Source organism: Candidatus Binatia bacterium (genome assembly GCA_026415395.1).
Taxonomy (GTDB): Bacteria; Desulfobacterota; Binatia; order HRBIN30; family HRBIN30; genus HRBIN30.
Map to the genome: position 1 here is coordinate 1 of JAOAHD010000015.1, position 24,851 is coordinate 24,851.

At 60.7% G+C, this 24,851-nt stretch carries 23 protein-coding genes; 1 reads left to right on the forward strand and 22 read right to left on the reverse strand.

Annotated features, from left to right (window positions below; translation table 11 throughout):
* The 15 genes from N3C12_11505 to N3C12_11575 form a co-directional block, all read right to left on the reverse strand.
* A partial coding sequence (locus tag N3C12_11505; GenBank protein ID MCX8073061.1) for an Ig-like domain-containing protein occupies positions 1–4,716 on the reverse strand: 4,716 nt, incomplete at its 3' end.
* A gap of 31 nt (positions 4,717–4,747) precedes the next feature.
* Positions 4,748–5,470, reverse strand: a complete 723-nt coding sequence (locus N3C12_11510) for a hypothetical protein (GenBank protein MCX8073062.1) — start codon at positions 5,468–5,470, stop codon at positions 4,748–4,750.
* Positions 5,458–6,615, reverse strand: a complete 1,158-nt coding sequence (gene aroB / locus N3C12_11515; protein MCX8073063.1) for a 3-dehydroquinate synthase — start codon at positions 6,613–6,615, stop codon at positions 5,458–5,460. The genes N3C12_11510 and aroB overlap by 13 nt, the downstream gene beginning before the upstream one ends.
* Positions 6,612–7,139, reverse strand: coding sequence for a shikimate kinase (locus N3C12_11520; GenBank protein ID MCX8073064.1), 528 nt, complete (start codon positions 7,137–7,139; stop codon positions 6,612–6,614). The genes aroB and N3C12_11520 overlap by 4 nt, the downstream gene beginning before the upstream one ends.
* A 32-nt stretch (positions 7,140–7,171) precedes the next feature.
* Positions 7,172–9,298 (reverse strand): type IV pilus secretin PilQ, encoded by a 2,127-nt coding sequence (gene pilQ, locus N3C12_11525; GenBank protein MCX8073065.1) that lies wholly within the window; start codon positions 9,296–9,298, stop codon positions 7,172–7,174.
* A complete protein-coding gene (locus N3C12_11530) occupies positions 9,295–9,795 on the reverse strand; it encodes a pilus assembly protein PilP (GenBank protein MCX8073066.1) in 501 nt (166 codons plus the stop codon). The genes pilQ and N3C12_11530 overlap by 4 nt, the downstream gene beginning before the upstream one ends.
* Positions 9,792–10,418, reverse strand: coding sequence for a type 4a pilus biogenesis protein PilO (locus tag N3C12_11535; protein ID MCX8073067.1), 627 nt, complete (start codon positions 10,416–10,418; stop codon positions 9,792–9,794). Before N3C12_11535 ends, N3C12_11530 begins: the two co-directional genes overlap by 4 nt.
* 7 nt (positions 10,419–10,425) lie before the next feature.
* Positions 10,426–11,037, reverse strand: a complete 612-nt coding sequence (locus N3C12_11540; GenBank protein ID MCX8073068.1) for a PilN domain-containing protein — start codon at positions 11,035–11,037, stop codon at positions 10,426–10,428.
* Positions 11,034–12,149 (reverse strand): pilus assembly protein PilM, encoded by a 1,116-nt coding sequence (locus N3C12_11545; protein MCX8073069.1) that lies wholly within the window; start codon positions 12,147–12,149, stop codon positions 11,034–11,036. The genes N3C12_11540 and N3C12_11545 overlap by 4 nt, the downstream gene beginning before the upstream one ends.
* Positions 12,150–12,580: 431 nt before the next feature.
* Positions 12,581–13,183, reverse strand: coding sequence for an RlmE family RNA methyltransferase (locus N3C12_11550; protein MCX8073070.1), 603 nt, complete (start codon positions 13,181–13,183; stop codon positions 12,581–12,583).
* Between the two features lie 49 nt (positions 13,184–13,232).
* Positions 13,233–13,487 carry a hypothetical protein gene (locus N3C12_11555; GenBank protein MCX8073071.1) on the reverse strand — a complete coding sequence of 85 codons (255 nt, stop codon included), beginning with the start codon at positions 13,485–13,487 and terminating at the stop codon, positions 13,233–13,235.
* A gap of 2 nt (positions 13,488–13,489) precedes the next feature.
* Entirely contained in the window at positions 13,490–14,227 is a 738-nt protein-coding gene (gene pgeF, locus N3C12_11560; GenBank protein MCX8073072.1) for a peptidoglycan editing factor PgeF, read from the reverse strand.
* A gap of 114 nt (positions 14,228–14,341) precedes the next feature.
* A complete protein-coding gene (locus N3C12_11565; GenBank protein ID MCX8073073.1) occupies positions 14,342–15,817 on the reverse strand; it encodes an MmgE/PrpD family protein in 1,476 nt (491 codons plus the stop codon).
* 311 nt (positions 15,818–16,128) lie between these two features.
* Positions 16,129–16,647 carry a hypothetical protein gene (locus tag N3C12_11570; protein MCX8073074.1) on the reverse strand — a complete coding sequence of 173 codons (519 nt, stop codon included), beginning with the start codon at positions 16,645–16,647 and terminating at the stop codon, positions 16,129–16,131.
* 75 nt (positions 16,648–16,722) lie between these two features.
* Complete coding sequence (locus N3C12_11575) at positions 16,723–17,673, reverse strand: SDR family oxidoreductase (GenBank protein ID MCX8073075.1); 951 nt, start codon at positions 17,671–17,673, stop codon at positions 16,723–16,725.
* A 301-nt stretch (positions 17,674–17,974) separates the two neighbouring features.
* On the opposite strand from N3C12_11575, the gene N3C12_11580 reads away from it, so the two are divergent.
* Positions 17,975–18,124 carry a hypothetical protein gene (locus N3C12_11580; protein ID MCX8073076.1) on the forward strand — a complete coding sequence of 50 codons (150 nt, stop codon included), beginning with the start codon at positions 17,975–17,977 and terminating at the stop codon, positions 18,122–18,124.
* A gap of 25 nt (positions 18,125–18,149) precedes the next feature.
* Here the strand turns inward: N3C12_11580 and N3C12_11585 are convergent, their stop codons facing one another.
* The 7 genes from N3C12_11585 to N3C12_11615 all read right to left on the reverse strand — a co-directional run bounded on the left by N3C12_11585 (position 18,150) and on the right by N3C12_11615 (position 24,813).
* Positions 18,150–19,031 (reverse strand): thrombospondin type 3 repeat-containing protein, encoded by an 882-nt coding sequence (locus tag N3C12_11585; GenBank protein MCX8073077.1) that lies wholly within the window; start codon positions 19,029–19,031, stop codon positions 18,150–18,152.
* Between the two features lie 58 nt (positions 19,032–19,089).
* Positions 19,090–19,503, reverse strand: coding sequence for a single-stranded DNA-binding protein (locus N3C12_11590; protein MCX8073078.1), 414 nt, complete (start codon positions 19,501–19,503; stop codon positions 19,090–19,092).
* Positions 19,504–19,655: 152 nt separating this feature from the next.
* Entirely contained in the window at positions 19,656–21,029 is a 1,374-nt protein-coding gene (locus N3C12_11595) for an ammonium transporter (protein ID MCX8073079.1), read from the reverse strand.
* A gap of 139 nt (positions 21,030–21,168) precedes the next feature.
* Positions 21,169–21,507: a P-II family nitrogen regulator gene (locus N3C12_11600; protein ID MCX8073080.1), complete on the reverse strand. Its 339-nt coding sequence runs from the start codon at positions 21,505–21,507 to the stop codon at positions 21,169–21,171.
* Positions 21,508–21,554: 47 nt separating this feature from the next.
* Complete coding sequence (locus tag N3C12_11605) at positions 21,555–22,838, reverse strand: porin (protein ID MCX8073081.1); 1,284 nt, start codon at positions 22,836–22,838, stop codon at positions 21,555–21,557.
* A 471-nt stretch (positions 22,839–23,309) separates the two neighbouring features.
* Positions 23,310–23,771: a MaoC family dehydratase gene (locus N3C12_11610; protein ID MCX8073082.1), complete on the reverse strand. Its 462-nt coding sequence runs from the start codon at positions 23,769–23,771 to the stop codon at positions 23,310–23,312.
* Positions 23,772–23,805: 34 nt separating this feature from the next.
* A complete protein-coding gene (locus N3C12_11615) occupies positions 23,806–24,813 on the reverse strand; it encodes an LOG family protein (protein ID MCX8073083.1) in 1,008 nt (335 codons plus the stop codon).
* Positions 24,814–24,851: the final 38 nt, after the last annotated feature.

Sequence of the window (24,851 nt, forward strand, 5' to 3'; positions counted from 1 at the left end):
CGGTGTCGCCGTCGGCCGCAAGTCGAGCAAGACGATGTCCTTGAACGCCTCGATGTACCCCGGAGCCGTGGGGATCGACACCCACGCGCGCACCCTCACGGTCTGCCCTTGCAATGCCGAGGCGTACTTCACGCACGACAACGCATCACCCGGTTGCGCGTTCACCTGGAAGCTCAACCGGCAATTCGGTGGATCGCCAATCAATGCCGGACTCGTCACCGACACTCCCGCCACCGGCGTCACCAGCGAGAAGTTCACCGGTATCCCGTTCATCGCTGCCACACCACTGGCGTCGGTGACCAAGGCCGTGATCACCATGCTGAAGGTGCCGTCACCATTGTTCGTCACCCCAAGCACGTTCTGCTCGATCAGAATGTGCGCCGCCACAGGCGTCGGAGTGGGAGTGATCGTCGGTGTGTGGCTAATCGTCGGTGTGTGGGTGGCGGTCGAAGTCGGCGAGAGTGTGGGTGTGGGCGTCGAGGTGTGCGTCGGCGTGGCTGTGGGGCGTAGGTCGAGCAAGATGACATCGCGGACATCTTCCACATAACCCGCGGGCTGGCTCGGAGCACTCACCCGCGCCCGGACCCGTACCGTCTGCCCCTGCAATGCCGCAGCATACTTCACGCACGACAGGGCATCTCCAGGCTGCGCCGTCACCTGGAAGCTCAACTGGCAGTTCGGCGGCTGACCCACCAGCGCCGGACTCGTCAGCGACACACCAGCAACTGGGCTCACCAAGGAGAAGTCCACCGGGATGCCGTTCATTGCCGCCACACCACGAGCGTCCGTCACCACCGCCGTGATCACCATGCTGAACGTGCCGTCGCCGTTGTTGGTCACACCTAACACATTCTGCTCAATGTGAACAAACGCCACCTCAGGCGTCGGCGTCGGCGTGATGGTCGGCGTGGGGGTCACCGTTGGCGTGGCTGTGGGTGTGGATGTCGGGGTTGCCGTCGCCGTGAACGTTGGAGTCCAGGTGAAGGTCGCGGTTGGAGTTGTGGTCGCTGTGGGTGTCGCCGTCGGAGTTGCGGTGGGAACGGGCAAAAATTGCACGAGTCTCGACAGGCTCACAGAGCCGTTACCACCTGGGGCATCCGAGCTTTGCGGTGAGGACACGTCGACCTTGAGGCTTCCTACTTCCGGACTCGTAGCCTGCGGGTCGTTGTCGGACAGAACAAAACGGAACCGGCTCAACCCATCGACGATTCGGTTGTTCGTAAACGCATCTGGAATCACGATGTCGGTGATCCCTAGCAGTTTTCCTCGGGTCCCCTCGTAGCTCACCGTGATCCGTGACCCACCAACGAGCGGGTTCCCAACTCCCGGCCTCCCTAAAGGATCCGGGTTGTCGCTCACGATCAAGGTGAATTCTCGCGCACCACCGGCGGGAATCGGGTCCAGGGTTAGCGGGAGAAGGACTGCAGTAGTTGGTCCAGAAAACGTCGAACAGGTGGAAGCGAAGACCAGCATCTCATCGTCGCAAGTGCGGACATCCCCCACCTGGTCAATGTCCCAACGTCCGTTCCCGTTCACGTCAATGAACGTCTCCCCCTCGTTGTACGTGCCGTCGCAGTTCTCGTCGAAGAACGGCTCCGCCAGGGGCAGCACGTCGTCGCCTTCGTCACAAATCCCATTGTTGTTATTGTCGAGGAAGGGGCGTTCCCCCCGCGTCGTAGCCAAAGTGGCCACCGTACCATTTGCCGGCACGGGAGCTTGCGAGATGAGCGTCGCACTCGCCTGCCCAAGGCTGTTCGTCGGCGTTTGGTTGCCAATCGCACCACCGTTGGTTGTGAACGTGACCACCGTCCCCGGCGGCACTGGATTTCCGAAGCGATCCGCAACGAACGCGGTCATTTGGTTTTCGAGGCCGAAGCTCACCCGCCCAGCGATGTTGTTGAATTCGCGTGCCAAACTGAAATGGCGTTGCGACGGAGGCCCGCCCAAGACCTGAACTGCAGTCGATCGAGTAACCAACGGCGGGTCAACCGAGAACACCTGCGCGGTGACTTGTAAGGGCAGGGCGCGGCGGCCTGTGGTTACGACCGTTCTTACCAGGCCATCGCTGTCGGTGACCTGCTGTCGTGGGCTCACGCTTTCGCCCGAGACTTGTGGCAACGAAAAGACCACCTGCACGCCGGGCAACGGATCACCCTTTCGGCTCTTTACGCGGAACGTGAGGGTAGCCTGCTCTGGCAAACCCGATCCGCGCACACCGAGCGTTTGGGTAGACGCGCCGACAAACTCCAAGGCACCCGCTTGATCGCCTTCACCTGGAGTGGGTGTCGGCGTACCGGCCACATTGAGCACGGGCACGCTGAGATCACTGAGTCTGACTCCACCTCCGTTAATTCTGAGGCTGAGCGTGCCACTGGGCGTACCCGCCGGAACAATCAACGTCGCTACCGCTTCACCGTTAGCGTTCGTGAGAGCGGAACGGTCGATGGATCCAATGCTCGTGCTGAAGCGGATCCGCACGTTTTCCACGGGCTGACCACGGTCATCCACTGCAGTCACCCTCACCAGTGCCGTCCCCTCATTCACGTCATCCACTCGGATGGTAAACGGCTGTACCACAGCGCTGAGGCTGCCAATGGAGCCTGGCAATGTGACTACTTCGCCGCTCACCGCGTTGACCACACCACCGGAACGAGCACGGATCCAGACCTCCGTACCCTGCAAATGCGGTGGGAACTTGAGGCACGTCACCGCATTGCCCGGTTGTGGCACCACCGGAATTCCGGTTTGCGACGGGAACTGCGATACGTCGCAAGGCGGGAGCGAGTTCGTGACGGCTCCATTGGTAATCGCGACTGCGGCCGCTGGGTCGGACTCATCCGGCACACAGGAGCCACCGCCGCACACAGCATCACTGGAACACGGGGTGCCGTCGCTCGGGCCGCCCACGCACTGGCGCCGCAGCACCACTTCGAACACCACCGGCGTGCCATCCTCAACAGCGTTGCCCTGCTGATCGACCAAGCTGGCGCTCAGAGTGCTCAAGAAGGTCCCGTCGTTATTCTCGACGAAGCGCGGGTTCAGCGACAAGCGAATCCGCGCCACCGGACCCGCAGAAATCGCCACCAGCGGCTGCTTCTCGATCAGCGCCACCGCGCTTCCGTCGGAAACCGTGTCCACGCAAGCCTGCACAGTTACTGGGCCGGTTTGTGCACCGGCTTTGAGCTGGACGATGGCAAACCCAGCGCTGTCAGAGATGGCGAACGGCGCATCGATGGCACAGCGCGACTGCGTGTCCGGAGGCACCGGTGTGGCTTGCGTTACCGGTAAAATCACCGCGCCGGGAGCGCTCTCCGCCGGAACCACGCTAAAGTAGACGCGCACACCCGTGAGCGGCTGACCATTGTTATCCAGCACGCGTGCCGAAACGGAACTCAGATCCGTGCCTCCGGTACCAGCGGCCTGAATACGCGCAGGGCTGGCGGATAACAGCAGGGACGCGGGTTTGCCGGGAGGCACATTCGGCAACTTGCCGCCGGGCGGAATCCGGCCTTGAACCACAGTGATCCGGGTTCGGGCCGTCACACCTCCGGCCAAAGCAGTAACGAAGAAATCCTGTTCGAACGTTCCCGCCGGTACGCGCAACAGCGAAGTGGCCACTCCGTTTTCCGAACCGAATGGTCGGGTAACTTCGACCAACGGACTGACCTGCCCGACTTCAGTGACGAACAAAACGTTAATCTCGTTCATCGGCTGATTGTCGGAATCAAACACCGAGGCCTTGAGGTTAACGTTCGTATCTACGGCATTGCCCACAGTAGACGGGTCCGCTTCGAGCACTACGACCGCCACGGGCTTCGTGCTTCGGCCGGAAACCACCGTCACTCCAACTTCGCCCGTTTTCTCGCAAGCCGAGGCAATCACCCGCAAATTGCCGATTGCGGTACCTGGGGGGATGTCCAGTACGGACGACGCCATGCCGGAGCTGTCCGTAGAGCGCACCAGCTCGCGGAAGGTGGCCACACGCGGCTGTACATCGAACAAAATGTTGGCATTGGGCACCGGCCGATTGTCCCGGTTAAATGCCACCGCCGTAATCAGTGCCGCACCACCGGTTTGCGAGCTCACCGACAGGGTGTCTGTTTGCACGATAATGGCTGCCAAGTCCTCACACGGCCGTGGGGTTGGGGTCTGCGTTGGTGTCGCGGTGAATGGGATCGGCGTGGGCGTGGGCCGCGTCGGGGTACCGAAGGGGGCCTGGACAAGGATCGTTAGGCTCACACTCAGGCCCGCTAAGGGAGAATTGGGCGCACCGCTGACGCTGAGCGCGTATCGGCCACCAAGATTGGCAGCGACTCGGCCGCTTAAACTCCCGTCTGCACCGGTTCGTCCCTCGGGGTCGCTCAGAGCAAATACGTCAAGAGCGGTCTCCACCACCAAGGGAATGTTTGCCAGCGGACGTCCCGCCGCGTCGCGAGCAAAGACGGAGAAGGCGGTGGACTGATTCCCGACCAGGGTGATCTCTTCTACGCGCAAGGTCAGCGAGCCGGCATCGTTTGCCGCCGTGCGCTCGTTGCGGCTGGCGCCGCTGCGCACTGGGGTGCTGGTTGCAGGCGCACGGGTAAACCCGGGCAAGGACGTGGGCGTAGAGTTCGCACTGCTATTCCCTCCGCCGCCTCCCCCACCGCAGCCGTTCACAATCCACAGGCTGCTGATGACAACTGCGACTAAAGCACCATGCGCCTTGCCGGGTCTCATAGCCCCTCTCCTCACTCCACCTTTTGCAGTCTCACTGCGTCGGCTGCTGGATCGACAGGCACTCCTCGACGGAGTTGCAGCACAGCTGTCCTGTCGTGCAGTTACAGAAGTTGTCGAAGGTTACCGTGTACCCAGCAGTGGCTCGGTACACATTGCCTGCGGTGTCACGCGCAAAAAACGTCAACAGCACCGGTTGAGCTTCGCCGTACACCCGTGGTTGCACGCCGGCTTTTGCCAAAAAGTCCGCCAACAGCACGCCCGACACGACGGTGTCCGTGAAGTTGCAAGTCCCTCTCACCGTGCCGACCAAACAATCGTCAGAACTCGAGCAAGCGCGCTGTGCCGCATTTGAACAACGACCTCCAATTGCGGTGGCGGCGATGTTTTGGGTGATGTCTCCGAGTCCGGTGCGAGAGTCCTCGAAATGGATGCGCACCTGGAACAGGCGCAGATCGAGTTTTTGATCGTTACGGATCACCACATTCAACGCCGTTTGGGTGAACAGCTCCTGACTGATTTGAATCTGGCCCCCGCCACCACCACCGCCCCCACTGGCAACGCAGAAATTCTGTACCACGTCCACGTCGGCGCTGTTGGGTCGCACCATGTCGGCCTGGTTGATCCCCTCACCAGAAAATCCCACCACGCGAAAGACCAGCGAATCTTCGCCATCCACCGCATCGCCGCTGGAGCCGCAGCTGGCGGCAACGAGCGCCGTAACCAGTGCCAATCCCAATGAGGTTAACCACCGCATGGACCCTTCCCTCCTGGCTTCGCCAACACCGCCCGGTCGGCGAGTTCGATGATCTCTTCGTTGGTCAAAAACACGAAGCGCGTCTTCCCGAGGTCTTCCAAACCCACAAACTTAACCTTGCCCCCTTGCACCTTCTTATCGAGCTCAATGGCCGCGGCGAGTTGGCGCCGATCGACGTCGCCGGGCAATGCCACCGGCAAGCCAGCACGTTCCAGCAAGGAGTGCAGGCGATGCACCACCTCGAAGGAACAAAGCCCCAAAGCCGCACTCACACGCGCTTCTGCGACCATACCAATCGCAACCGCTTCTCCGTGCAGGTAGCGCTGGTACGAAGTCGCACTTTCCAACGCGTGGCCGATGGTGTGCCCAAAATTCAGCACCGCACGCTCGCCGCTTTCGCGTTCGTCGCGCTCGACAACGCCAGCTTTGAGTTCACAGCAGCGGCGCACGACACGCACGAGTAAAGGCAAATCGACAGCTAGAATGCGCTCGAGCTCCCGCTCGAGCAGGGCGAAAAATTCCGCGTCGAAAATGGCACCGTACTTTACCACCTCCGCGAAGCCGGCCAACAATTGGCGCCGCGATAGCGTGGTCAGCGTGCACACGTCGATCAAAACCCCGCGGGGTTGGTAAAACGCGCCGATCAAGTTCTTACCGCGCGGATGATCGATGCCGGTTTTGCCGCCCACGCTCGAATCGACTTGCGCCAGCAAGGTCGTGGGCAGTTGTACATACGGGATCCCGCGCAAGTACGTGGCGGCGGCAAAGCCAGCAAGGTCGCCAATCACCCCGCCGCCCAAGGCAAAGAGCACGGAGGATCGCTCCAACGCTGCGTCCACCAAGCGGTCGTAAATCAAAGCGAGCGACGCCAGGTTCTTGTGTTCTTCGCCGTCCGGCACTTCGATTTGCACCGGCTCGAACCCCACTGTACGCAGGCTCTGCACCACGATGTCGGCGTAAAATGCGCCAACTACGGGGTTGGTGACGACCGCACATTTGCCGGGCGAGCACAGCTCCTTTGCCCAAGAGCCGGTATGTTCGAGTAGGTGCTCCCCAATCGTGATGGGATAAGACCGATCTCCCAAGCCAACCACGATTTGCACACGCGCCGCCGGAGCAGCGTGATTGTTCACCGGCGCGGTCATACCGACAGCTCCTTGGGATCCAGAACGGTGCCAAGGTATGCGAGAATTGCTTCTGCCACCTCCTCGGGCGACCGTGACGTTGTGTCGATACAAATGTCCGCTTGAGCATAAGCGGCCGCTCGCGCGGCAAGCAGCGCTTCGATCTGCTCGCGCTTATCCGCACGTTGCAGCAAGGGACGCGAGGTATCCGCCGCTGTGCGCGACAAAATCGCTTCCACGGAGGCAGTGAGACACACAACCGGTCCGGCTGCCCGCATCCGAGCGAGGTTCTCAGGGTCGACGATGGCCCCTCCTCCCGTGGCAACGATCGCATCCTCGGCAAGGGCAGTAACCAGCTCTTCGCGCTCGAGTTGGCGAAACGCCCTTTCCCCGTAGCGCGCAAAGATCTCCGCAACGGACATGTTCATGCGCTGCTCGATACGTTCATCGAGGTCTATGAAGGTTTTTCCGAGGCGTTCCGCGAGGATACGCCCCACGGTGGATTTGCCAGTTGCCATAAAGCCGGTGAGAGCGATGGTTGTCATGGCGCGTGCACTCGTTTCACGTAGCGAGGCGTCTAACCCTCCGATGGAGCCCCCGATCGGTTACGCCACAGTTCCTCGGCAGTGGGCAAGTTCGCTCCGGGGGTGCCTAGAATCCGGGGTGTCAGGAACACGAGAAGGTCTTCGCGGCGATCGCTCTTGTTGAAGTTGCGGAACAACCAACCAATCCCTGGAACATCTTTCAAAAACGGGATACCTGTCCGAGTCTCGGCAAACGTGTCGCGGTAGATGCCGCCGAGCACGATAGTTTGTCCGCTCTTCACCAGGATGTGCGAGTTAGCCTCCCGGGTGATTTCCGTCGGAATTTGATCCACGGTTCGGGCAAAATCGGCCTGACTCGACTTGGTCGACATGTCGAGCAGAACAAACCCGTCCGACGACACCTGCGGCGTGACCACCAGGATTATGCCGGTCTCGATTTTCTCGGTGGCCGCAGAAGCCGCCCCAACCGCGCCGCCGGCCCCAGTATTGATGATTGTGCCTGTGCTCGGGAGGCGCACACGGATGATGGTGAGGCTCTTGATCGTTGCCGGAACGTTATTGAGGGTGACCACGCGCGGGCGCGATACAACCCGAGCCTTGCCCTGACGCTCGAATGCGCTCAAGCGCATGTCCAACGCGTGGGCACCATCCAACGACCCCAAGGCCAGATTCAACGCACTGCCGCTGTTGGCGACCGATTGCGCAGCAGGGAAGTCGGCAATGAACGGCACGCCACTTGTCCCGGAACCCAACCCTGCCCCGCCGACACCGATGGTACCTGGGAAGTTTACGCCGGTGGGATTGCCGGTCGCCGGCCCAGCCAGGTAGCGATAACCCCACTGCACACCGAGTTCGCGCGCAAAATCGGTCGTGGCCTCAACAATATTCGATTCAATCAAGACTTGCGGGGTTTGGACATCGAGACGGCGAACAACCTCCTTGGCATTCTCGATGCCCCGCTGGATATCGCGCACGATAATGGTGTTGGAAAGCTCATCGACAAAGACGCTACCCCGATTCGTCAGCACTCCCGCCTCCTGCACCGTAGCGCGTGCTCCCGCACCCGTCGCACGGCTGGCGGCCGCTCCGCTGATGATGTCCGCCAAGTTCTTGGCCTTGGTGTAGTTAACCTTGATGTACTCGACCTTGAGCGGCTCGAGGACTTTGGCTGCCTCCAATGCCTTCTGTTTTTCTTCGCGCTCTTCTCGCAGGCGTTTGACGGTGGAGATGCGAATGACGTTGCCTTCTTGCACGCTTTCCAAGCCGAGGGTCTGCAGGATAATGTCGAGCGCCTGGTCCCAGGGGACGTCGTGCAAGCGCAAGGTCACCTTGCCGCGCACATCATCGGTGGCGACGATGTTGAGCCTGCTCACTTCGGCAAGCAACCGCAGGACGTTGTGGACATCGGCATCTTTGAAGTCCAAGGATACGCGCTGTCCCACATATGCTGGCTTCGCCCCGGTGGCCGTGCGCGTCTCGGTGGTTTGCACCGCCGGAGACGGTTCTGGCTGCTGCGGCGAACGGGCAGGCATGGGCTCTTCTTCCATCACGCCTGCAATGACACCGACGCGGTGCGAGTAAACCAACTCTTCCTCAATTGGCTTCGTACCCCCAGTGGGTTCCCCGATAAACACGACCACTGTCGAATCTAGGTCACTCACTGTGTACGGTGGAACCTTAGACTTGAGGTAGGCCGAAACCCGCAGGTTGCCTTGGCTCGACTGCAAGCGCACTTCTTTAATCAGCGGGTTCCGCCGGACAGGCAGTCGCTCGACAACCCCGGGCCGCACCTTGGGAGAAGTGATTTCAATTACCAACCGCGGCGGGCTGTCCAGCGCAAGGTGGGTCACTGCTTGCGGGCGCCCGCTCAGCTTCAAGAACATCCCCTCTTGCCCGTTGTCGCTCACCACCCGGAGTTCCCTGAGTTCGAGCGAAGGCGAACTCTCGAACCCGGTTCCTTGCGGTGAGATGTCTTCGGAGGCCGGCATCGTTTCCGTGAGTTGGCCTCCTTGCTCAGCGCCACCGAGAGGAGACGACACCGACGTCAACGGCGGCTCGACTTTTTCCACCGTTGGCCGACTACATCCGACGACACCGAAGAGCAGTACTCCTCCGACAAGCCCGCAGCGAACCGCAACCGACCCATTCCCTTGCATCATTTTCTCTCCCGTCCTGGTTGGCTCGGCCCCTCTTCACTTGGGGTTTCCATCACAATCCGATTGACCTGTTCGTTGCCGTAAAAGTCGACGGCCTTTTCCTCGACAATGACCCGCCGCGGTTCGATTGCAGCAACGACTCCATTGTTGCGGCCAATGGGTGTGCCAATGGTCACGATAAAACCCATCCCGGCACCGTCCTCCACCATGGCACGAGGGGGGTTCATCTCCCACATTGTGCCCACGACGGTGAGCTGCCCGAGGTCGTACCGCTGCAATGGTGTCAACTCAACATTTTCGGGTTCGCGCCGCCGCAGGTCCAGCAAAAACGGCCGGAACGGATCCCTCCGTCCTGCCGGGTTATAGGGGCGAGCCTCCCCGTCCTCTGCCGCCACCGTTCCGCCCGAGGTCTCCCCACGGGCCGCCTCGCACAGCACGACCGCCAACACAGACACAAGCGTACAGAGGCCCATGCGGGACAAAGCCTGCCGCCAGTTCACGGCTTCCCTCCTCGTTCCTTCTCCCGTTGCTTTTTGATGCGCTCTCGTTCTGCATCGTCGAGGAAACGAAATGTCACGGCCGCGCAGGAGGTATCCAAGACCACCTCCGCCCCTTCGATCCTCTGCGGAGCTTTCATGGACACGCCGGAAACATTCACGATCCGGGGCATGCGCCCGACCTTGTCGAAGAACGTCGCCACTTGGTGAAAGGTGCCGCGCACGACGATGTCGACAGGAACGGCGGCGTAAAATTCTTCGTACTGCTCTTCCCGCTGCTTGAATTGCACAATCTCCAGGCCGGACTCGATCCCCAACGACGACACCGCACTCAAGAGCTCCGGAATCTCTTTCGTGTCCGGCAACTGCGCCAAGGCCTTGCGCAAATCACCGTCGAGTTTCTGCACCTCCTTCTTCGCTTGCTCGAGGTTACCCACCAGTGCTGCCTTGCGGTCGCGATCCCGCTGCAACTGTTCCAGCCGCCTACTTTTTTCCTCTATCTGCGCTTCGCGGGGCCAGTACAAAAAGTACGCATACAGCAGCACCACCCCAGCCACCGCACCAACGATGGCTAGGATCCGCTGGCGCGGGGGCAGTTCGAGAATCCGTTCGATGAGCGCGTTCACGGCAACCTCACGCTGGCTTTTTCTGTTCGGCGGGCGACGGCGCGCCGTTCTTTCCCCGCCGGCCGACGTAGTCGAGTAACGCCTTGATTTGGAATCGCTTGAGGGAGGGTCCTGCCGGTGCTCCCGGCTGAGTTACCGCTTGCGCGGTTTCGACCAAGTCGACCTCGTAGAAATAATTTGATTGCTGCAGGCGTCGCATGAATTCCGCGATTGTTTGGTTGTCGATTGCTAAGCCTTGAATGGAAACCACCCCGCCGGATTCCGTAAACTCCGTGAGCCACAGCTTCTCCGGGGTGGCATCGCTCAGGTCCTCCAGCGCGCGCACTGGGCCCACACGGCGCCGTTTCAGTTGCTCGATCACCTGCAACTTTGCCTGCAGCTCCGCGCGTTTTGCGTCTAGGTCCTTGACTTCTTTGGCTTGCTGATCCAGTCGCGCAATTTCCTGCTGGAGCTTTGCGATATTCTCTTCGAGCTCGGCTAAACGCCGCCCCTGGAGCGTGTACGGTAGCGCCATGGCTAACAACACAACGATGGTGGTCAAAATCGCCAAAGAAATTTGGCGACGGCGCCCGAGGGCTCGTTCTGCCTCTCTGACCGGTAGAAGATTGATGCGGATCATTTGTCGTTGGGCCTCCGCGTTGCCAGTCCCACAGCAACGGAAAATTCCGCCGCGCGCCGCAATGCAGCTTCGCGGTCGACATTTTCTCCCAAAACCAAATGCCCGAAGGGATTCGCTACCTCCACAGCAACCCCCATACGCTCGGCAAGCTGAGCGGCCATTCCTGGCAACTGCGCCCCGCCGCCGCTTAGAAAAATGTGATCAATCGTCTCGTCACCCGAGCTCATCCAAAAAAACGTCAGGGCGTGGTGGATCTCGTCCACTACCGCAGCCGCGGCCGCCTCGATCACAGCCTGAGCGTGCTCGGCGAGCTCGTGATCCATCGTCTTGCCCGTTTTCAACGCTTCGGCTGCCTCGAAGGATACGCCTAAATCCTGCACCAGGCTCTCGGTGATGTCGCGCCCGCCAACCGCAACGTCGTGAGTGAAAGCACACTGCGCATTTTTAATGATGTTGATGGCGGAGTAGCGCGCGCCGATGTTGACCAAGGCCACCGTGCCAGTCGGCGGCACCTCGTAACTGAGTTCGAACATGTTGCCGAGGGCGAAATAGTCTACATCCACGACCACCGGCAGCAGCCCGGCTAAACGCAACGTTTCGGAATAGCTCTGCACGATGTCCTTCTTGGCTGCCACGATGAGTACGTTCGCACGGTCCCCTTCCCCATAGTCCGTGACCTGGTAGTCGAGGTTCACGTTATCCAATTCCTCAGGGATGAAGTTCCCCGCCTCGAGCAAAACGGCAGCCTCCATCTCCTTCTCACTCTGTGCCGCCATGGGAAAACGCTTGATGATAACGGCCGGTCCTGGCACTGCAGTGATCGCTTTTTTGCCACGGAACCCGTACTGGGCGTGCGCCGCTCGGATCAGCTCCGCCACTTGGTCGCTCTCGACGACCATGTTGTTCTGCACGGCGGTCGGCGGGGTGGCCACGGTAGCGAGAGCTTGAACCCGCACCTCCCCGCGGGTTCCGCGCACTTCCAGGAGCTTGATTGTGCTCGATCCGATGTCGACGGCGACGTACGGTTCTTCACCGCGAAACGGATTGATCTCTGACAGAGAAGTGGAGAGCACACGGCTCACACGATCGATCCAGCTTGGCCCAGCCGCCATCGAGCAGTCTCCCTCTTACCGCCACAACCCCGCTTTCCACCCGGTTTCGCTGCCGACTGGCCACGGCCCTTCGCCGCAGCCTCCCCCCTTGGTCCGGCCGAGTATGAAAGCATGTGGCTTTTGTTGTCAACCGCCTCCTACATGAATTTCGCAACCACGAGCCAGGCCTTAAGCGAAATCTGCGCCAACCCATCCAGCGCGAAAGCTTTCGCGCAACAGCCAAGGATTGGAAACCGAGTGGCAAACTTGTACGGGAGAGCGCACGAAAATTCGCCACCCTCCGTAGTTCAAGGGCCCAGGCCGTTGCCTGCACCGACAAGCGCCTCCCCTGACGCTTCGCCGAGCCGAAAAGCTGCCGAAAAAAAGCAACTCGCCCTCGGCCCGACACCTCTTACAGAGGCTTTTTGCGGGACACACGTCCCCACCAAGGGTCAGCGATCCTGCCTGTTGCGCGCTATGACGTACAGCTCCGAAGACCCCTTGCGGGTAGCCTCGGGTCGCGTTGTGGCAACGTTGCCAAATTCTCGCCGTAAACCCGCCAAAAACTCCGGCAACTCGGACCCCATGAACACTTTGATCACCAAAAGTCCTCCCGAGCGAAGCCACCGCCGGGCCAGCTCTACCGCCCGCTCGGCCAACGCTCTCGCCTGGGCTTGGTCGCGCTCCCGGATGCCCGTGAGCTTCGGAGCAAGGTCGCTCAACACAACGTCCGCCAGGCCGCCCAGTTCCTGTTGAACCCGCTCGCCTAATTGGGGATCGAAAACGTCGACGCGGACGATGACCACATGTGGAGCATCGCTCAGCGGCGCGACGGGCTCACGGTCGACGCCAACAACCTTTCCAGACGGCCCGACGATACGCGCGGCCACTTGTAGCCAGCCGCCGGGCCACGCACCCAGGTCGACAACCTTGTCTCCAGGCCGGAGCAGCTTGTACTGCTTTTGCAACTGCTCGAGTTTGTAGGCAGCGCGCGATCTAAGGCCCGCTTCCTTTGCACGGCTGTAGAAGGCGTCTTTACGCCGGTAAGTACTCATTCGGACTGAGGTGCCACCGAAATCCGCGGCACCGCTCTGCAACTACACATCAATACATTCGGTTTTCGCCGTGCGGCCGGTGGCCGAACACTTTGTCCAACCCCGGTCGTGATACCACGTAGTGCAGCGGGCGGAAGATCACCCATTCGAGCGCGAATCCAACAGGGTGGATCAGATACGCGGCTACCCGGATGGGGTGAGTTTGCGTCTCATCAAACTGGTCCTCGGCTTCCGCTCGCACCTGGGGCGCGACCGCAAGGACGAACAGCAGAACCGATACGAGACGGACGATTCGGCGTTTCATTCTCATAACCTCCTGTTCTCAGCCTGACTGTATCCCGATCCAGGGCCGAGTTGAAGCGCTTCCTGGCTACAGACGATAAATGAAAGCTGGCGTCCTGCCATCCCCTTTTGCCGGCGGTGGGAATAGAAGTCATTTGCAAAGCACGAGGTGCAAGCCCCCACATCGACAATGTGTGCCGAAGGCACCCCGGCTTCCTGCAAGATCAGTCGATTGGCGCACCGCAGGTCCACGAATCGACGGCCATCCTCTGCGCATCGAACCGCAGCTCCAAGTCCCGCACGCTCCATCGCTCGCACCACGTCCTCGCCAACCTCGTAACAGCAGGGCCCGATCGACGGCCCGAGCGCCACCCAAATCTCCGCGGGGGACACTTGGCATCGTGTCACCATCACACGCACGGCCTCAGCGAGCACTCGGCCAACGGTGCCGCGCCACCCGGCGTGCACTGCGGCAACCACCTTACCCCCAGAAGCAGCCACCAATGCGGGCACGCAATCGGCGGTAAGCACACAAAGGGCGACTCCCGGAATCGAGGTCACCAAGCCGTCGCATGGTGTCGCTGGCTCGATGGAGTGAGTGTCCACGAGACAAACCGCCACACCATGAACCTGTCGCATATGGATCCACTGGCGGATCCGCGGAAACGACTCCCGCACCAGAGCCCAGTTGCGCTCCACCGCATCCCGTTCGTCGCCCACCGCGAACGAGAGATTTAAGCTCGCGAAGGGCCCGCAACTCACGCCTCCCCGCCGCCCCAAAAACACCGCGCCCGAGAGGGGCGTTGCACACGGCCCTTGCGACACTCGCCAAGAAGGAATGGCGTCGGCACTCATGCAACGAGCGGAGTCAACGAGCTACGAGCGTTCTGAGCAACACATGCGCAGCAATTCTCTCACTTGAGCAGCATTCAGGTCCTCGAGATGGAAGATCATATCGATTGCCCGCTCCATGCGCTCTTTGCGTAGCGTATAGCGGGTCTCGCGACGGAATTTGTCCTCCACTTGTTTGCGACGGTCATCGAACGATCGCCCAAACGCTCCGAAGGGAACCTCCTGCTCCGCCTCGTACACCTTGCCCGAGTCCAGCTCGATCCGCACACGCGCACCAAAACTCATCTTGTGTGTGTTCAGTTGCCGTGGCCCCCACTCGAGCCGCAGGCCGGCCGGAGACCGCCCGCTCGGGTCCAAGCGCACCAGCGCCGTCTCCTGCATCTTTTGTGTCATTCCATCGTCAAGCGATAGCCGCACACGTGCGGCCAACTGCCAAGTAGCGGGATCCTTGATGCGCTCGGGAAGGAATTGTCGCGGGCTCAGCTCCTTGTCCAGAAGCGCAGCAGCCACGCTGTAGGCCACCGAAAAGTTCAGCGTCACCGGCAAGCTCTCCGCTCCCCGCAGATACGGCGCACTCCAGGCCTCCATTCCCAGAGTCAGGGGATTGGTGGCTATTTCGACAGACCGCACCTTGCGGCCGTCGATGTGATGTTGGCGTTGCAGCGACAGCACACAGTCGATGATTGCCGAGAGGTACGCGCACCCGGGGTACACTTTGTAAGAGAGAGTGTCCGACAGCCAGAGTTCGCCCAGGTTTTGAAACGCCTCGCTCAGCGGATGCACAGCGTAGAGCTTGGCAAAGCCGTCCTCGCCGCCCCAAACATCGCTTACCACCCGCATCCCTTGCGCTGCCAGTTGAGCCGCCTGCACCCCGATGGTGAGGGTTTGCGAAGCCAGCACGGCCTTGGCCTCGGAGCCAAAAAACGCAGCGCGAAGAGGCTGCGGAGGCTGGGCAACCGCAATGTTGAGGGCAGCTTGTGTTTTGTCGCTGTCGAGCTCCAGCAGCCGTGCGGCCAGCGCAGCGCCGCCGGCTAGGTGGACGAACGTGCACATTTGGCCATTGAACGGGCCGCCGAGCGCCACGGCCCCCAAGCGCCCACCGATCTCGTTGGACACCAACTGCGCCAGAAGGACTTCCGCACCGGGGCGGTTGTACGTTTCGGCCACGGCCAACGAACCGACCACTGCCGAGTGACCCGTGTGAGCGGCGAAGAGGTAATCGTCATAATCCAAGGCCATACTCAAGGCCGCGTTGGCATAGAGTGCAAAGTGCAGTGAGGTCCGCTCTCCCGAAGGCACGAGCGTAGCCTCCTTGCCACCCGACCATTGCCGAACCGTCCGACTCACCACGCGCCCGGCTTCAGAAAAGTGCCCCGCGTGTATGGCCGCAATACAGCTCAGCACCTGATTCTTGAGCTCTTCCAAAATGCGCCGCGGGACATCTTGTATCCGCAAGCTTGCGACCCACTTGGCGACTTGCTCAGCAACACCCACACGCATACCCGTTTCCCTTCGTTCATTAGTTGGGCAACCGCTTCGGTTTTATGGCAAGGCGGGAGTGTGCGCCACTGGTTTCTGGGCAGCGCCAGCGTAACGAGCACAAATGCCCGCGCTTCGCAGGCACACCACGCAAGGTGCCCTCCCCTGTGCATTTTGCCCCCTTGCCTGGCCCCTGCGCGGCCCCGCTACACACCGGAGGGCGCTCAAATGCCGGGACCTCGTCGTGCCTGCCTGTGGAAGGCGCTGCCCGCACCAACAGCGCCCTTATCAACCACTCGGACCGCTTCAATCGGCATTTGGAGCGCCGCGGTTTAGTCGGGCGAACAGACTGCAGCCGTGCGCTTCAGCATACCGTTGCTGAGCCCTCGGAGCACACCCTCGAGGCAGGCTTTGATCTCGTCGCGGCATTGATGATACGCGTCTGCCCCGCGATCGAAGGGGTCCTCAATGTCCCCTTCCAGGCCCGCGAACGCCTTCCAAGTGAACGCCGGCTTGCCATGAGATTCGGGGAAATGAGTGTGCAGCATCTGCAGTTGAGCCGTGGTCATGGCCAGGATAAGGTCCGCCCGCTCGATGTAATCCCGATGGCGTTTTAAGTCGGTGGAAACGGCATCCTTCGGGAGTTCGATGCCCTCCTCGCGCAACACGAGGCGCGCATCCAAGGAGACCAAGGCACCGTCGCGAGCATACGGGGCAATACCCCCAGAGAGCACTTCCCAAGCACGATCGAGGCCCGTCTCTCTCAGTTTTGCCTTCAGGAGTTCCGCGGCAATCACGCTGCGACACGTATTCGCGTGACAGACCAAAAGCACGATACGCCGTGGCTTCATCAGCAAACGAACGAGCGGGCAGTGGGTAGTACGGGTGGACCCACTGCCCGCCAAATGAAATCAATACCCAGAAGGTTAGGATCCTTGCAGCACCGACGCCAGGATGGGACCCATGTCTTCCTTTGCCGTGAGCCCTTTCGCTAGCTCCGCTTTCAAGGCTTGACCAAGCTCGGCCGCATCCCACACCGCACGCTTGGACACCTTCCCCACAGTATGCCACCCCTTCATCAGCCACACGGTGCCAGCGCCAACGCGGAAGACCTCACCGTGCACGTTTGCAGCATCATCGCTAGCCAACCAAGCCACCAACGGTGCCACATGAGCTGGGGAGAATGGGTCGAACTCGCCCTCCTTCGGCTGCTGTCCCATGATTGCAGCAGTGGACGGAGTGGCATCGACCGTTAGCCGGGTGCGCGCAATCGGCGCGATGGCGTTCGCCGTGACCCCGTACTTCTGCATTTCCTTGTCCACGATGATGGCCATTGCCGCGACGGCTGCCTTGGCGGAGCCATAGTTTGACTGGCCGACGTTTCCTAACAAGCCAGCATCCGATGAGGTGTTGATCAGCCGGCCGTTCAGGATATTGCCCTTCTTATGTTCCTCGCGCCAATACTCGCAGGCATGGCGCGCCATATTAAACGAGCCCTTCAAGTGCACGGCGATCACTGCGTCCCAGTCCTCTTCGGACATGTTGAAGATCATCCGGTCACGCAAAATGCCGGCGTTGTTCACCACGATGTTGAGTTTGCCGAAGTGATCCAAGGCGCATTCGATCATGCGCTTCGCCCCTTTGAAATCGGCTACGTTTTCCCCGTTCGCCACCGCCTCGCCACCCATTGCCTTGATCTCGGAAACCACCTGCTGCGCCGGCGTGTCTGTCGGCTGCCCACTGCCGTCGAAGTGCGCTCCTAAGTCATTGACCACAATCTTCGCGCCCAACTTGGCCATGAGTAGCGCCTCTTCACGGCCAATGCCTCGGCCTGCACCTGTGATGATTGCCACTTTTTCCTCGAGCAAACGTGCCATTTTACCCTCCTTGTATGCTTTTCTGCTGATTTCACGAGTCATGCGCCACACTGGACGAGGACGTTCACCGCTCCTCCATCCCACCGGGGACGCTCTATCCGGTCGTGGCAGTACCTATCGGCAGCGAAACGCTCCTATGTCTGCTGAAAACACACCTTCTGTCAAGTGAGGAGCCGCCAGCGCGCAACCCGAGTCGGCTCCGCGAACGGCTGGTGCGGGCGCGACCGCGCCTTGAGGCGCAGCACTTTCTCTTTGACTGCCCGCGCCGCGCGGGGTACATGAGTTTTGAGGGATACTCCACATGCGGCAGTTCATCTGGGGTGTGATTTGCGGGCTTGCCTTTTGGTATGCGTACGAGCGGATTGACCCTCCGGCGGTGTTCGACTACCTGACGCGAGCTACCGAATCCGCGGCCAAGGCCACCTCAGGCTACGCAGGTGGCCGCCGCTAGTTCGTCGGGAACGGGTCTGCTTTCGTCAGCCTAGGCTCGCGACAACCACACGTCCGCACCCGGAACGTAGGGCGCGCTTCAGTCGTGCGCGAGCCTCTTCCGGGGGCAGTTTGCCTGTCCGTTGCATTCGCCTGAGTGCCCGCGCCACACAGCGGCCATACTCGCTGAAGGAAGCCCAGCGTTCACCGTCCCGCGGCCCCGCACACGGACAGCTCTGCTCCAAAGAACAACCGGTCGGCCCCACTTCGGAGCCTAACGGAGTCCCGGCACACTGGTCACACGCATCCCCTAACCCATCACCGTCTGCATCCAACTGGTCCGAATTTGCGGCGGCCGGGCAGTTGTCCACGGCCGACGGCACGCCGTCGTGATCCTCGTCCGGAGTCGTTTCATCAGCCCGGCGCGCGAACAACACGACAACGTAAGTGGACTCTCCTACGCCACCTGAGGATAGGACAATGGAAAATTCCTGCGGTGCCCCGTCCCCGAATAACCCATTCGAGGCGATCCGCTGACGGTGCCCACTCGTGAGCCGCACGGGCCTTCCGTTCACTGTGACGTCGAGAACCATCGCTTGGCGTTGCAGGCCTAACCTTTGCCAAAACCCGTTGCCCTTGATGGTTACACCCGGGCCACGTAATTCCAGCGATGTAATGCCGACCACCCCGGCGGCGTCGAGCCCGATCAACGAGGTAACATCGAAGCTACCCCGCACCGGTTCCGTGTGGCTTGTTGGCGGAACGCACTTTGTGCACGCCACAGTCACGGAGCTGTTCGGCAGAACATCATAGCGGAGGGCAGCAGCGCCCATTGGCGCTGCCAAAACCCACAGGGTTGCCAGCAGAGACCAGATCCGCCTTCTTTGTGCCGCCAATCCAGCCCGCCCGAAGCCCACGCCTGACACCATCGCTCTCAGAGAACCTCCGGAGGCCTGACCCGAACCGATCCGCGCTACAGAGGGTGCGTCAAAATGGGATGTCGTCTTCTTCCGGGGGCACTGCCGGCCCTTCGCCCGGTGGAACCAACGGTGTGGCCTCAGCTTGCGGCCGTGCGCCACCTCCGCCCAAGAACCGAACGGTTTGGGCAATGACTTCGACCACCTGGCGCTTGATGCCATCCTTGTCATCGTAAGAGCGCGTTTGCAGGCGCCCTTCAACGTAGACCTGCCGGCCTTTCGCCAGGTACTGGCCGCAAGCTTCCGCCTGTTTGCCCCAGACGACGACGTTGTGCCACTCCGTACGTTCCTGGAGCTGCCCCTGCTGGTCCCGCCACTTCTCTGTGGTGGCAACGGAAAACCGCGCCACCGCCTGCCCATTGGGGGTGAAGCGTACTTCAGGATCCCGCCCCAAATTTCCGACCAAGATGACTTTGTTCACCACAATAATTGATTTTTTACCAGAAAATTCGTCAAGGTGTCAATTCACGGAAAGCCTCGCCCCGCGCTGGGGAGAAAAAAGGCCGGGCCCCCGGATGGAGAGGGCCCAGCCTGCGCGATGGTAACCAAAGTAAACCCGTGCCTCCTCGGCCGTCGTCACGCCCCTTCTGCCGTGGCCGGAGCGGCCGCCCAAACAGGCTGACCAGCTCCGCGGCGCGGACCACCCCCACTGGTCACCAGGCCACTCCCAACGTTCGCCAACTGAAAGTCTGGGTATGCGGTCATTCCGTGCTCCACCAGGTCCAAGCCCTCGATTTCCTCATGCTCGGGAACCCGGAGACCCATCACGGCTTTGATCGCAGCCCACGCGAGCAGGGACACAACAAACGTATATGCTCCCACGGCGATCACACCCACGAGCTGCGCCCAAAGCTGGCCAAAGCCACCACCAAAGAACAAGCCGTTCGCTGGCCCAGTCACAGGAGCGGCGCTCGAGTCCGCAAACAAGCCCACCGCCAGAGTACCGAATACTCCGCAGACCAGATGCACCGATAGAGCCCCCACCGGATCGTCAATACCCCAGCGATCAAACGCCAGCACAGAGACAACCACCAACGCGCCGGCAATCAGGCCAATGATCAACGAGCTGCCGACACTCACCCAAGCGCACGGGGCAGTGATGGCGACGAGACCGGCCAGGCAACCATTGAGAATCATCGACAAATCGGGTTTGCCGAGGAGTATGATGGCGGTGAGCAACGCACTCATCGAGGCCGCAGCCGCCGCCGTGTTGGTCGTCACCGCAATGTGCGAGATCGCCTTGGCATCCAACGCCATCGTGCTTCCTGGATTGAAACCAAACCAGCCGAGCCACAACACAAACACACCGATCGTGGCTGAGGTCATGTTATGACCGGGGATGGGGTGGACGCGCCCGTCTCGCCCATATTTGCCAAGACGCGGCCCAAGCAACAACACACCCGCCAGTGCCGCCCAGCCCCCCACGGAGTGCACCACGGTAGAGCCCGCAAAATCCCACATCCCATAACTCGCCAACCAGCCACCGCCCCAGATCCAATGGCCCGTGACTGGATACAGTAAGCCCGCCATGACGAAGGAGAACACCACGAATGAGAGAAACTTGATGCGTTCCGCCACGGCGCCGGAGACGATCGTTGCCGCTGTACCGGCAAACACAAGCTGGAAGAAAAACTTCGCAAGGAGAGGCACTGTGGCCCAGGAAATTGCCTGATACGCGCCCTGATAAGCATCGCCCGTGGCTGGGCTATTGTCCGGCCCGCTCAAGAAGAACAAGCCCTCGGTCCCGAACAACGGGTTGCCGTTGCCAAACATCAAGCCCCAACCAACCACGAGGAAGGCGAGCGAGGAGACCCCAAACACGATGAAGTTCTTTGCCAAGATATTGACCGTGTTTTTGGCACGACATAACCCGCTTTCCACCATCGCGAAGCCGAGGTTCATGAAGAACACGAGCATGGCCGCCACCAGCGTCCACATCGTGTCCATCATGACCTTCGGGTCAGCAAACGGGTTCGCGTCTTCTGCGCCTGCCCGGCCGGCGCAAAACAAGAGCGCCACTGCCATCATGTAGCCCACCGAATGTGCAGCCGAGAAACGGTTCTTGCGCATGACTGGCCTCCTCAGACTGTTAGATCGCATCCACGCCGCGCTCCCCGGTACGGATCCGCACAACTTCTTCCACCGGGAGCACGAAAATTTTGCCGTCGCCGATGCGCCCCGTCTTGGCGGTTTCCTCAATGAGACGAACACAGGCGGCAGCTTTGTCGTCGCTGACCAGAATTTCGATTTTGATTTTCGGCAAGAAGTCCACCACATACTCCGCCCCGCGATAGAGCTCGGTATGACCCTTTTGTCGGCCGAAGCCCTTGACCTCGCTCACGGTCATTCCCTGCACCCCCTCGCGCGCGAGCGCTTCTTTCACCTCGTCCAACTTAAACGGCTTGATGATCGCCTCTATCTTTTTCATCGGTTTTCCCTCGGATGCATTGGTCTCACCCGGAACTGCGGCGCAGGTTAGAAGGAGTAAATGAGCTGCGTGAGGATTTGGTCCTGCCCGCTATTGAGGTTCCCGTCGTGATCGAAAATTTTCGCGCTGGCATTGTCGTGCCGGTATTCGGTACGCCACAGCAGGCCTTCGGTTAGGCGGTACGCGACCGTGGGCGTCACGGCCCAGGCAGTCACGCCGTTGGGCACGCTGGCGATGGCAAAGCGCGATCCGTCAGTGTCGTCGAACACCTCACCGCGCACAACGAACTGTAAGTCATCGGCGAGTTGGGCCACCACGTATCCCGCCCCGCCGTACCACTCCGCAGTCTCTGTCGGGTTGGAAAGCTTGGCGTCCTCCTCACTGCCATAGGTCAACTCGCCCACCAGGGTGATTTGCTCATGCGGCTTCAAGGTAGCCACAAGTGTCGTCAGCGCGCGGCGAGAGTGGCCGTTGTTGCTTTGCTCGGGCCCGTAAATTCCCGAGATGTAGACGTTGAAGAGTTCGCTCGGGGCAACGCTCAAACCGCCGTGGACGCTCTTTCCGTCATTGTTGTCTACCACGTTGTCCCAACCGTTCACGATGCCGAGGTCCAACGACACAACGTCGTTGAATTTGGTCGTCGTCATGATCCCGGTATGGGTGAACGGGATGCCGAAACCAAAATTAAACGAGCGCGTGATGTTGTAGTTGTGATTGTCCCAGTTTTCGATGATCTCGGCGCCGTGCTTGGTGACAAATTTGCCCGCGCTGACCTTAATGTCGAGATCGATGGGAAGTTGGTACGTGAGGTAAGCCTCGCGCAGTTCGATGGAGTTTTGTCGCTCGGTGTTGTTGCTGTTGCTCCAGTTGGTCACCCCGCCGACAACCTCTGCCACTTTACCGAAGTCGAGGTTGACCACGAAACCGACAGACTCCTTCTCTCTTTGCCTGCCGAGATACAGGTTGAACTGATCAAGTTGGAACGAATTGGCGTCGGGATGGAAGACCGCAAGCCCGTTCGCCCGCGAGTCGGGGCTATTGAAGTTGTAGTTGTAACTGCCGGACACAAAACCATGAATGTCGACGCCGAGCGCGGCACTCGCCTTCTCGCGCACGCCCTTCAACTCTTGCTCGAGCTGGGTTACGCGCTGGCTTAGCCCGCGCTCCTGCCCGCCTTGCTCACGCGCTTGCAGACGCTGCTCGAGAGCGCGCACGCGCTTTTCTAGATCGGCCTCACGGCCGTCCGCCCACAGCGGCCTGGCCACCGCTGCACCACAGAAGAATGCCACAGCGAAACCGGAGCGGCCCAACACCAAACTCCATCGGCTCATTTCGCTTAACCTCCCCTCTAAGATTTTGCCCCAATACGCAGGGCGTTTTTAGAGTCAGCAACCGCGATGCCACCTGCGTCCGCTGCACACAAAGCTGGCGTCGACGTGTGACTACCTGTGCGTTGCCCCGCAAACGGAGAGAAGCTGCCAGCTTTAGCGGCAACTGCCCAACTTACGGGCAACGCGAAGCGCATCACCTCTGGCCAAGCTCGCCACCTTACGCCCCTCGGCGCCGAGGATCGCTTTGCCTTTTTGAGAAAGGCTGCCACCGCGGAAACACGCTAAACGGGCAAATACCTCCCGCAAGGCGTGCACTAAGTGGACATGCTCGCCCAGTGGGCGTGCAGTGACCTCAACCGTGCATGGGCTCAGACGTTGCGCGGCCTTTGCTCACGGCTTCTCTTCCACCACGGGTTGGCGAAAGCCGACGCCAGCTTGCGCCAATCGCAAAGATCCACTCGTTCGCCCCACTTACCTCTTTGTTTGTGGTCGCTTGGGCACGAGCACCCGGCGCCGAAGCGTGAGGACAAGTTCGCCGCGCTGATTGCGCGCACGCGTTTCCACGTAAATCACCCCGCGATCAGGCTTGGAGCGGGATTCGGTTTTATCGAGAATTTCGCTTTCCGCGTAAATCGTATCGCCGTGGAATGTAGGCGCGAGGTGTTTGATCGACTCGTACTCCAGGTTGGCAATGGCCGTCTGGCTGATGTCGCGAACACTCATGCCCACAGCGATGGCGAACACGAGTGTTCCGTTCACCAGGCACCGGCCGTGTTGCGACTGGCTGGCAAAGTGTTCATCGAAGTGCAGGGGATTAGTGTTCATCGTGAGCAACGTGAACCAGGTGTCGTCGAAGTCGCGAATTGTCCTTCCTGGCCAGTGGCGAATGACCTCCCCCACGGTAAAGTCCTCGAAGAATCGTCCTTGCGGCACGAATTCTTGCATGGCTCTTTACACCTCCCGACTTTCAAGCTTGCGGCGCAGCGTTGATCGCATTCAAGAGTTCTCGCAAGCGCCCGTAATGCAAGCGGTCGAAGTGAAACACCAGTCGCGGCAGTGCGGCCAGATCGGGTTCGTCCTGCTCCGCGGGCAGCGGCCCTCGCTGTTCAATCCGCCCCCGCACAACGATGTCAGCGAACGAGCGATTCAGTTCCTCTACGTAGGAGGGCGGCAGCGGGCGCTGCAGGCGAATCACGAGCAACTCGCGTACATAGCGGATCGAGTGGAAGACGACGTAAAAGCGCAAAATCTCATCGACCGCCTCGTCGACACTGTCCGTCACCCGGAAGAGTGCAAAGTCCGTGCGGTCGATCATGCCGCGACGGAGCATGTGCTCTTCGACGTAGCGGCGCCAGGTGCTCCAGTACGTGCCCCGCGGGCGATCGAGGAACACAAGGGGTACCGGTCGGGTCTTCCCGGTTTGCAGCAGGGTTAGGGTCTCGAATGCTTCGTCGTGGGTGCCGAATCCCCCCGGGAATAGAACAACGGCATCCGCTTCCTTCAGGAAGAACAACTTGCGGGTGAAAAAGTACCGGAACGACATCAGCTTCGGGTCGCCACTAATGATGGAGTTCGCCTGCTGCTCGTGCGGCAAGCGAATGTTCACGCCAAAGCTGCGCTCGCGCCCCGCGCCGCGCTGGCAAGCCTCCATGATCCCACCACCGGCACCGGTGATGACCATGTATCCACAGTCGGCAATCCGCCGCGCAAACTCTTCCGCCAAGCGAAACACGGGGTCACCGGCTTTGACCCTTGCGGAACCGAAGGTGCTGACCTTCTTGATGTGGCGGTACGGAGCAAAAAGCTTGAACCCCTCGCGCATCTCGCGCAAGGCGCCCGCCGCAATTTTCAGGTCGGGAATGCTGGCTTTATCCTCCGCCAGTTGCTCCACAGTGGTTCGCAACTGACGGATTAAATCTTCCGCAGTGATGCGCGCCATGGCAGAGCTCTGCCATAACGGCAAGGAGCCCGCCATACAACGCAATCTTTCCGCCAAGGGCTGCGAGGCGTGCG

Excerpts from the sequence above, each read along its gene's own strand:
- N3C12_11600 (MCX8073080.1), bottom strand. The coding sequence starts at position 21,507 with ATGAAAAAGATAGAGGCGATCATCAAGCCGTTTAAGTTGGACGAGGTG.
- aroB (MCX8073063.1), bottom strand. The coding sequence starts at position 6,615 with ATGACCGCGCCGGTGAACAATCACGCTGCTCCGGCGGCGCGTGTGCAA.
- N3C12_11545 (MCX8073069.1), bottom strand. The coding sequence starts at position 12,149 with ATGGCGGCTGGGCCAAGCTGGATCGATCGTGTGAGCCGTGTGCTCTCC.
- N3C12_11595 (MCX8073079.1), bottom strand. The coding sequence starts at position 21,029 with ATGATGGACACGATGTGGACGCTGGTGGCGGCCATGCTCGTGTTCTTC.
- N3C12_11575 (MCX8073075.1), bottom strand. The coding sequence starts at position 17,673 with ATGGCACGTTTGCTCGAGGAAAAAGTGGCAATCATCACAGGTGCAGGC.
- N3C12_11570 (MCX8073074.1), bottom strand. The coding sequence starts at position 16,647 with ATGAAGCCACGGCGTATCGTGCTTTTGGTCTGTCACGCGAATACGTGT.
- N3C12_11580 (MCX8073076.1), top strand. The coding sequence starts at position 17,975 with ATGCGGCAGTTCATCTGGGGTGTGATTTGCGGGCTTGCCTTTTGGTAT.
- N3C12_11565 (MCX8073073.1), bottom strand. The coding sequence starts at position 15,817 with ATGCGTGTGGGTGTTGCTGAGCAAGTCGCCAAGTGGGTCGCAAGCTTG.
- N3C12_11550 (MCX8073070.1), bottom strand. The coding sequence starts at position 13,183 with ATGAGTACTTACCGGCGTAAAGACGCCTTCTACAGCCGTGCAAAGGAA.
- pilQ (MCX8073065.1), bottom strand. The coding sequence starts at position 9,298 with ATGATGCAAGGGAATGGGTCGGTTGCGGTTCGCTGCGGGCTTGTCGGA.
- N3C12_11540 (MCX8073068.1), bottom strand. The coding sequence starts at position 11,037 with ATGATCCGCATCAATCTTCTACCGGTCAGAGAGGCAGAACGAGCCCTC.
- N3C12_11585 (MCX8073077.1), bottom strand. The coding sequence starts at position 19,031 with ATGGTGTCAGGCGTGGGCTTCGGGCGGGCTGGATTGGCGGCACAAAGA.
- N3C12_11615 (MCX8073083.1), bottom strand. The coding sequence starts at position 24,813 with ATGGCGGGCTCCTTGCCGTTATGGCAGAGCTCTGCCATGGCGCGCATC.
- N3C12_11555 (MCX8073071.1), bottom strand. The coding sequence starts at position 13,487 with ATGAAACGCCGAATCGTCCGTCTCGTATCGGTTCTGCTGTTCGTCCTT.
- N3C12_11510 (MCX8073062.1), bottom strand. The coding sequence starts at position 5,470 with ATGCGGTGGTTAACCTCATTGGGATTGGCACTGGTTACGGCGCTCGTT.
- N3C12_11520 (MCX8073064.1), bottom strand. The coding sequence starts at position 7,139 with ATGACAACCATCGCTCTCACCGGCTTTATGGCAACTGGCAAATCCACC.
- N3C12_11605 (MCX8073081.1), bottom strand. The coding sequence starts at position 22,838 with ATGAGCCGATGGAGTTTGGTGTTGGGCCGCTCCGGTTTCGCTGTGGCA.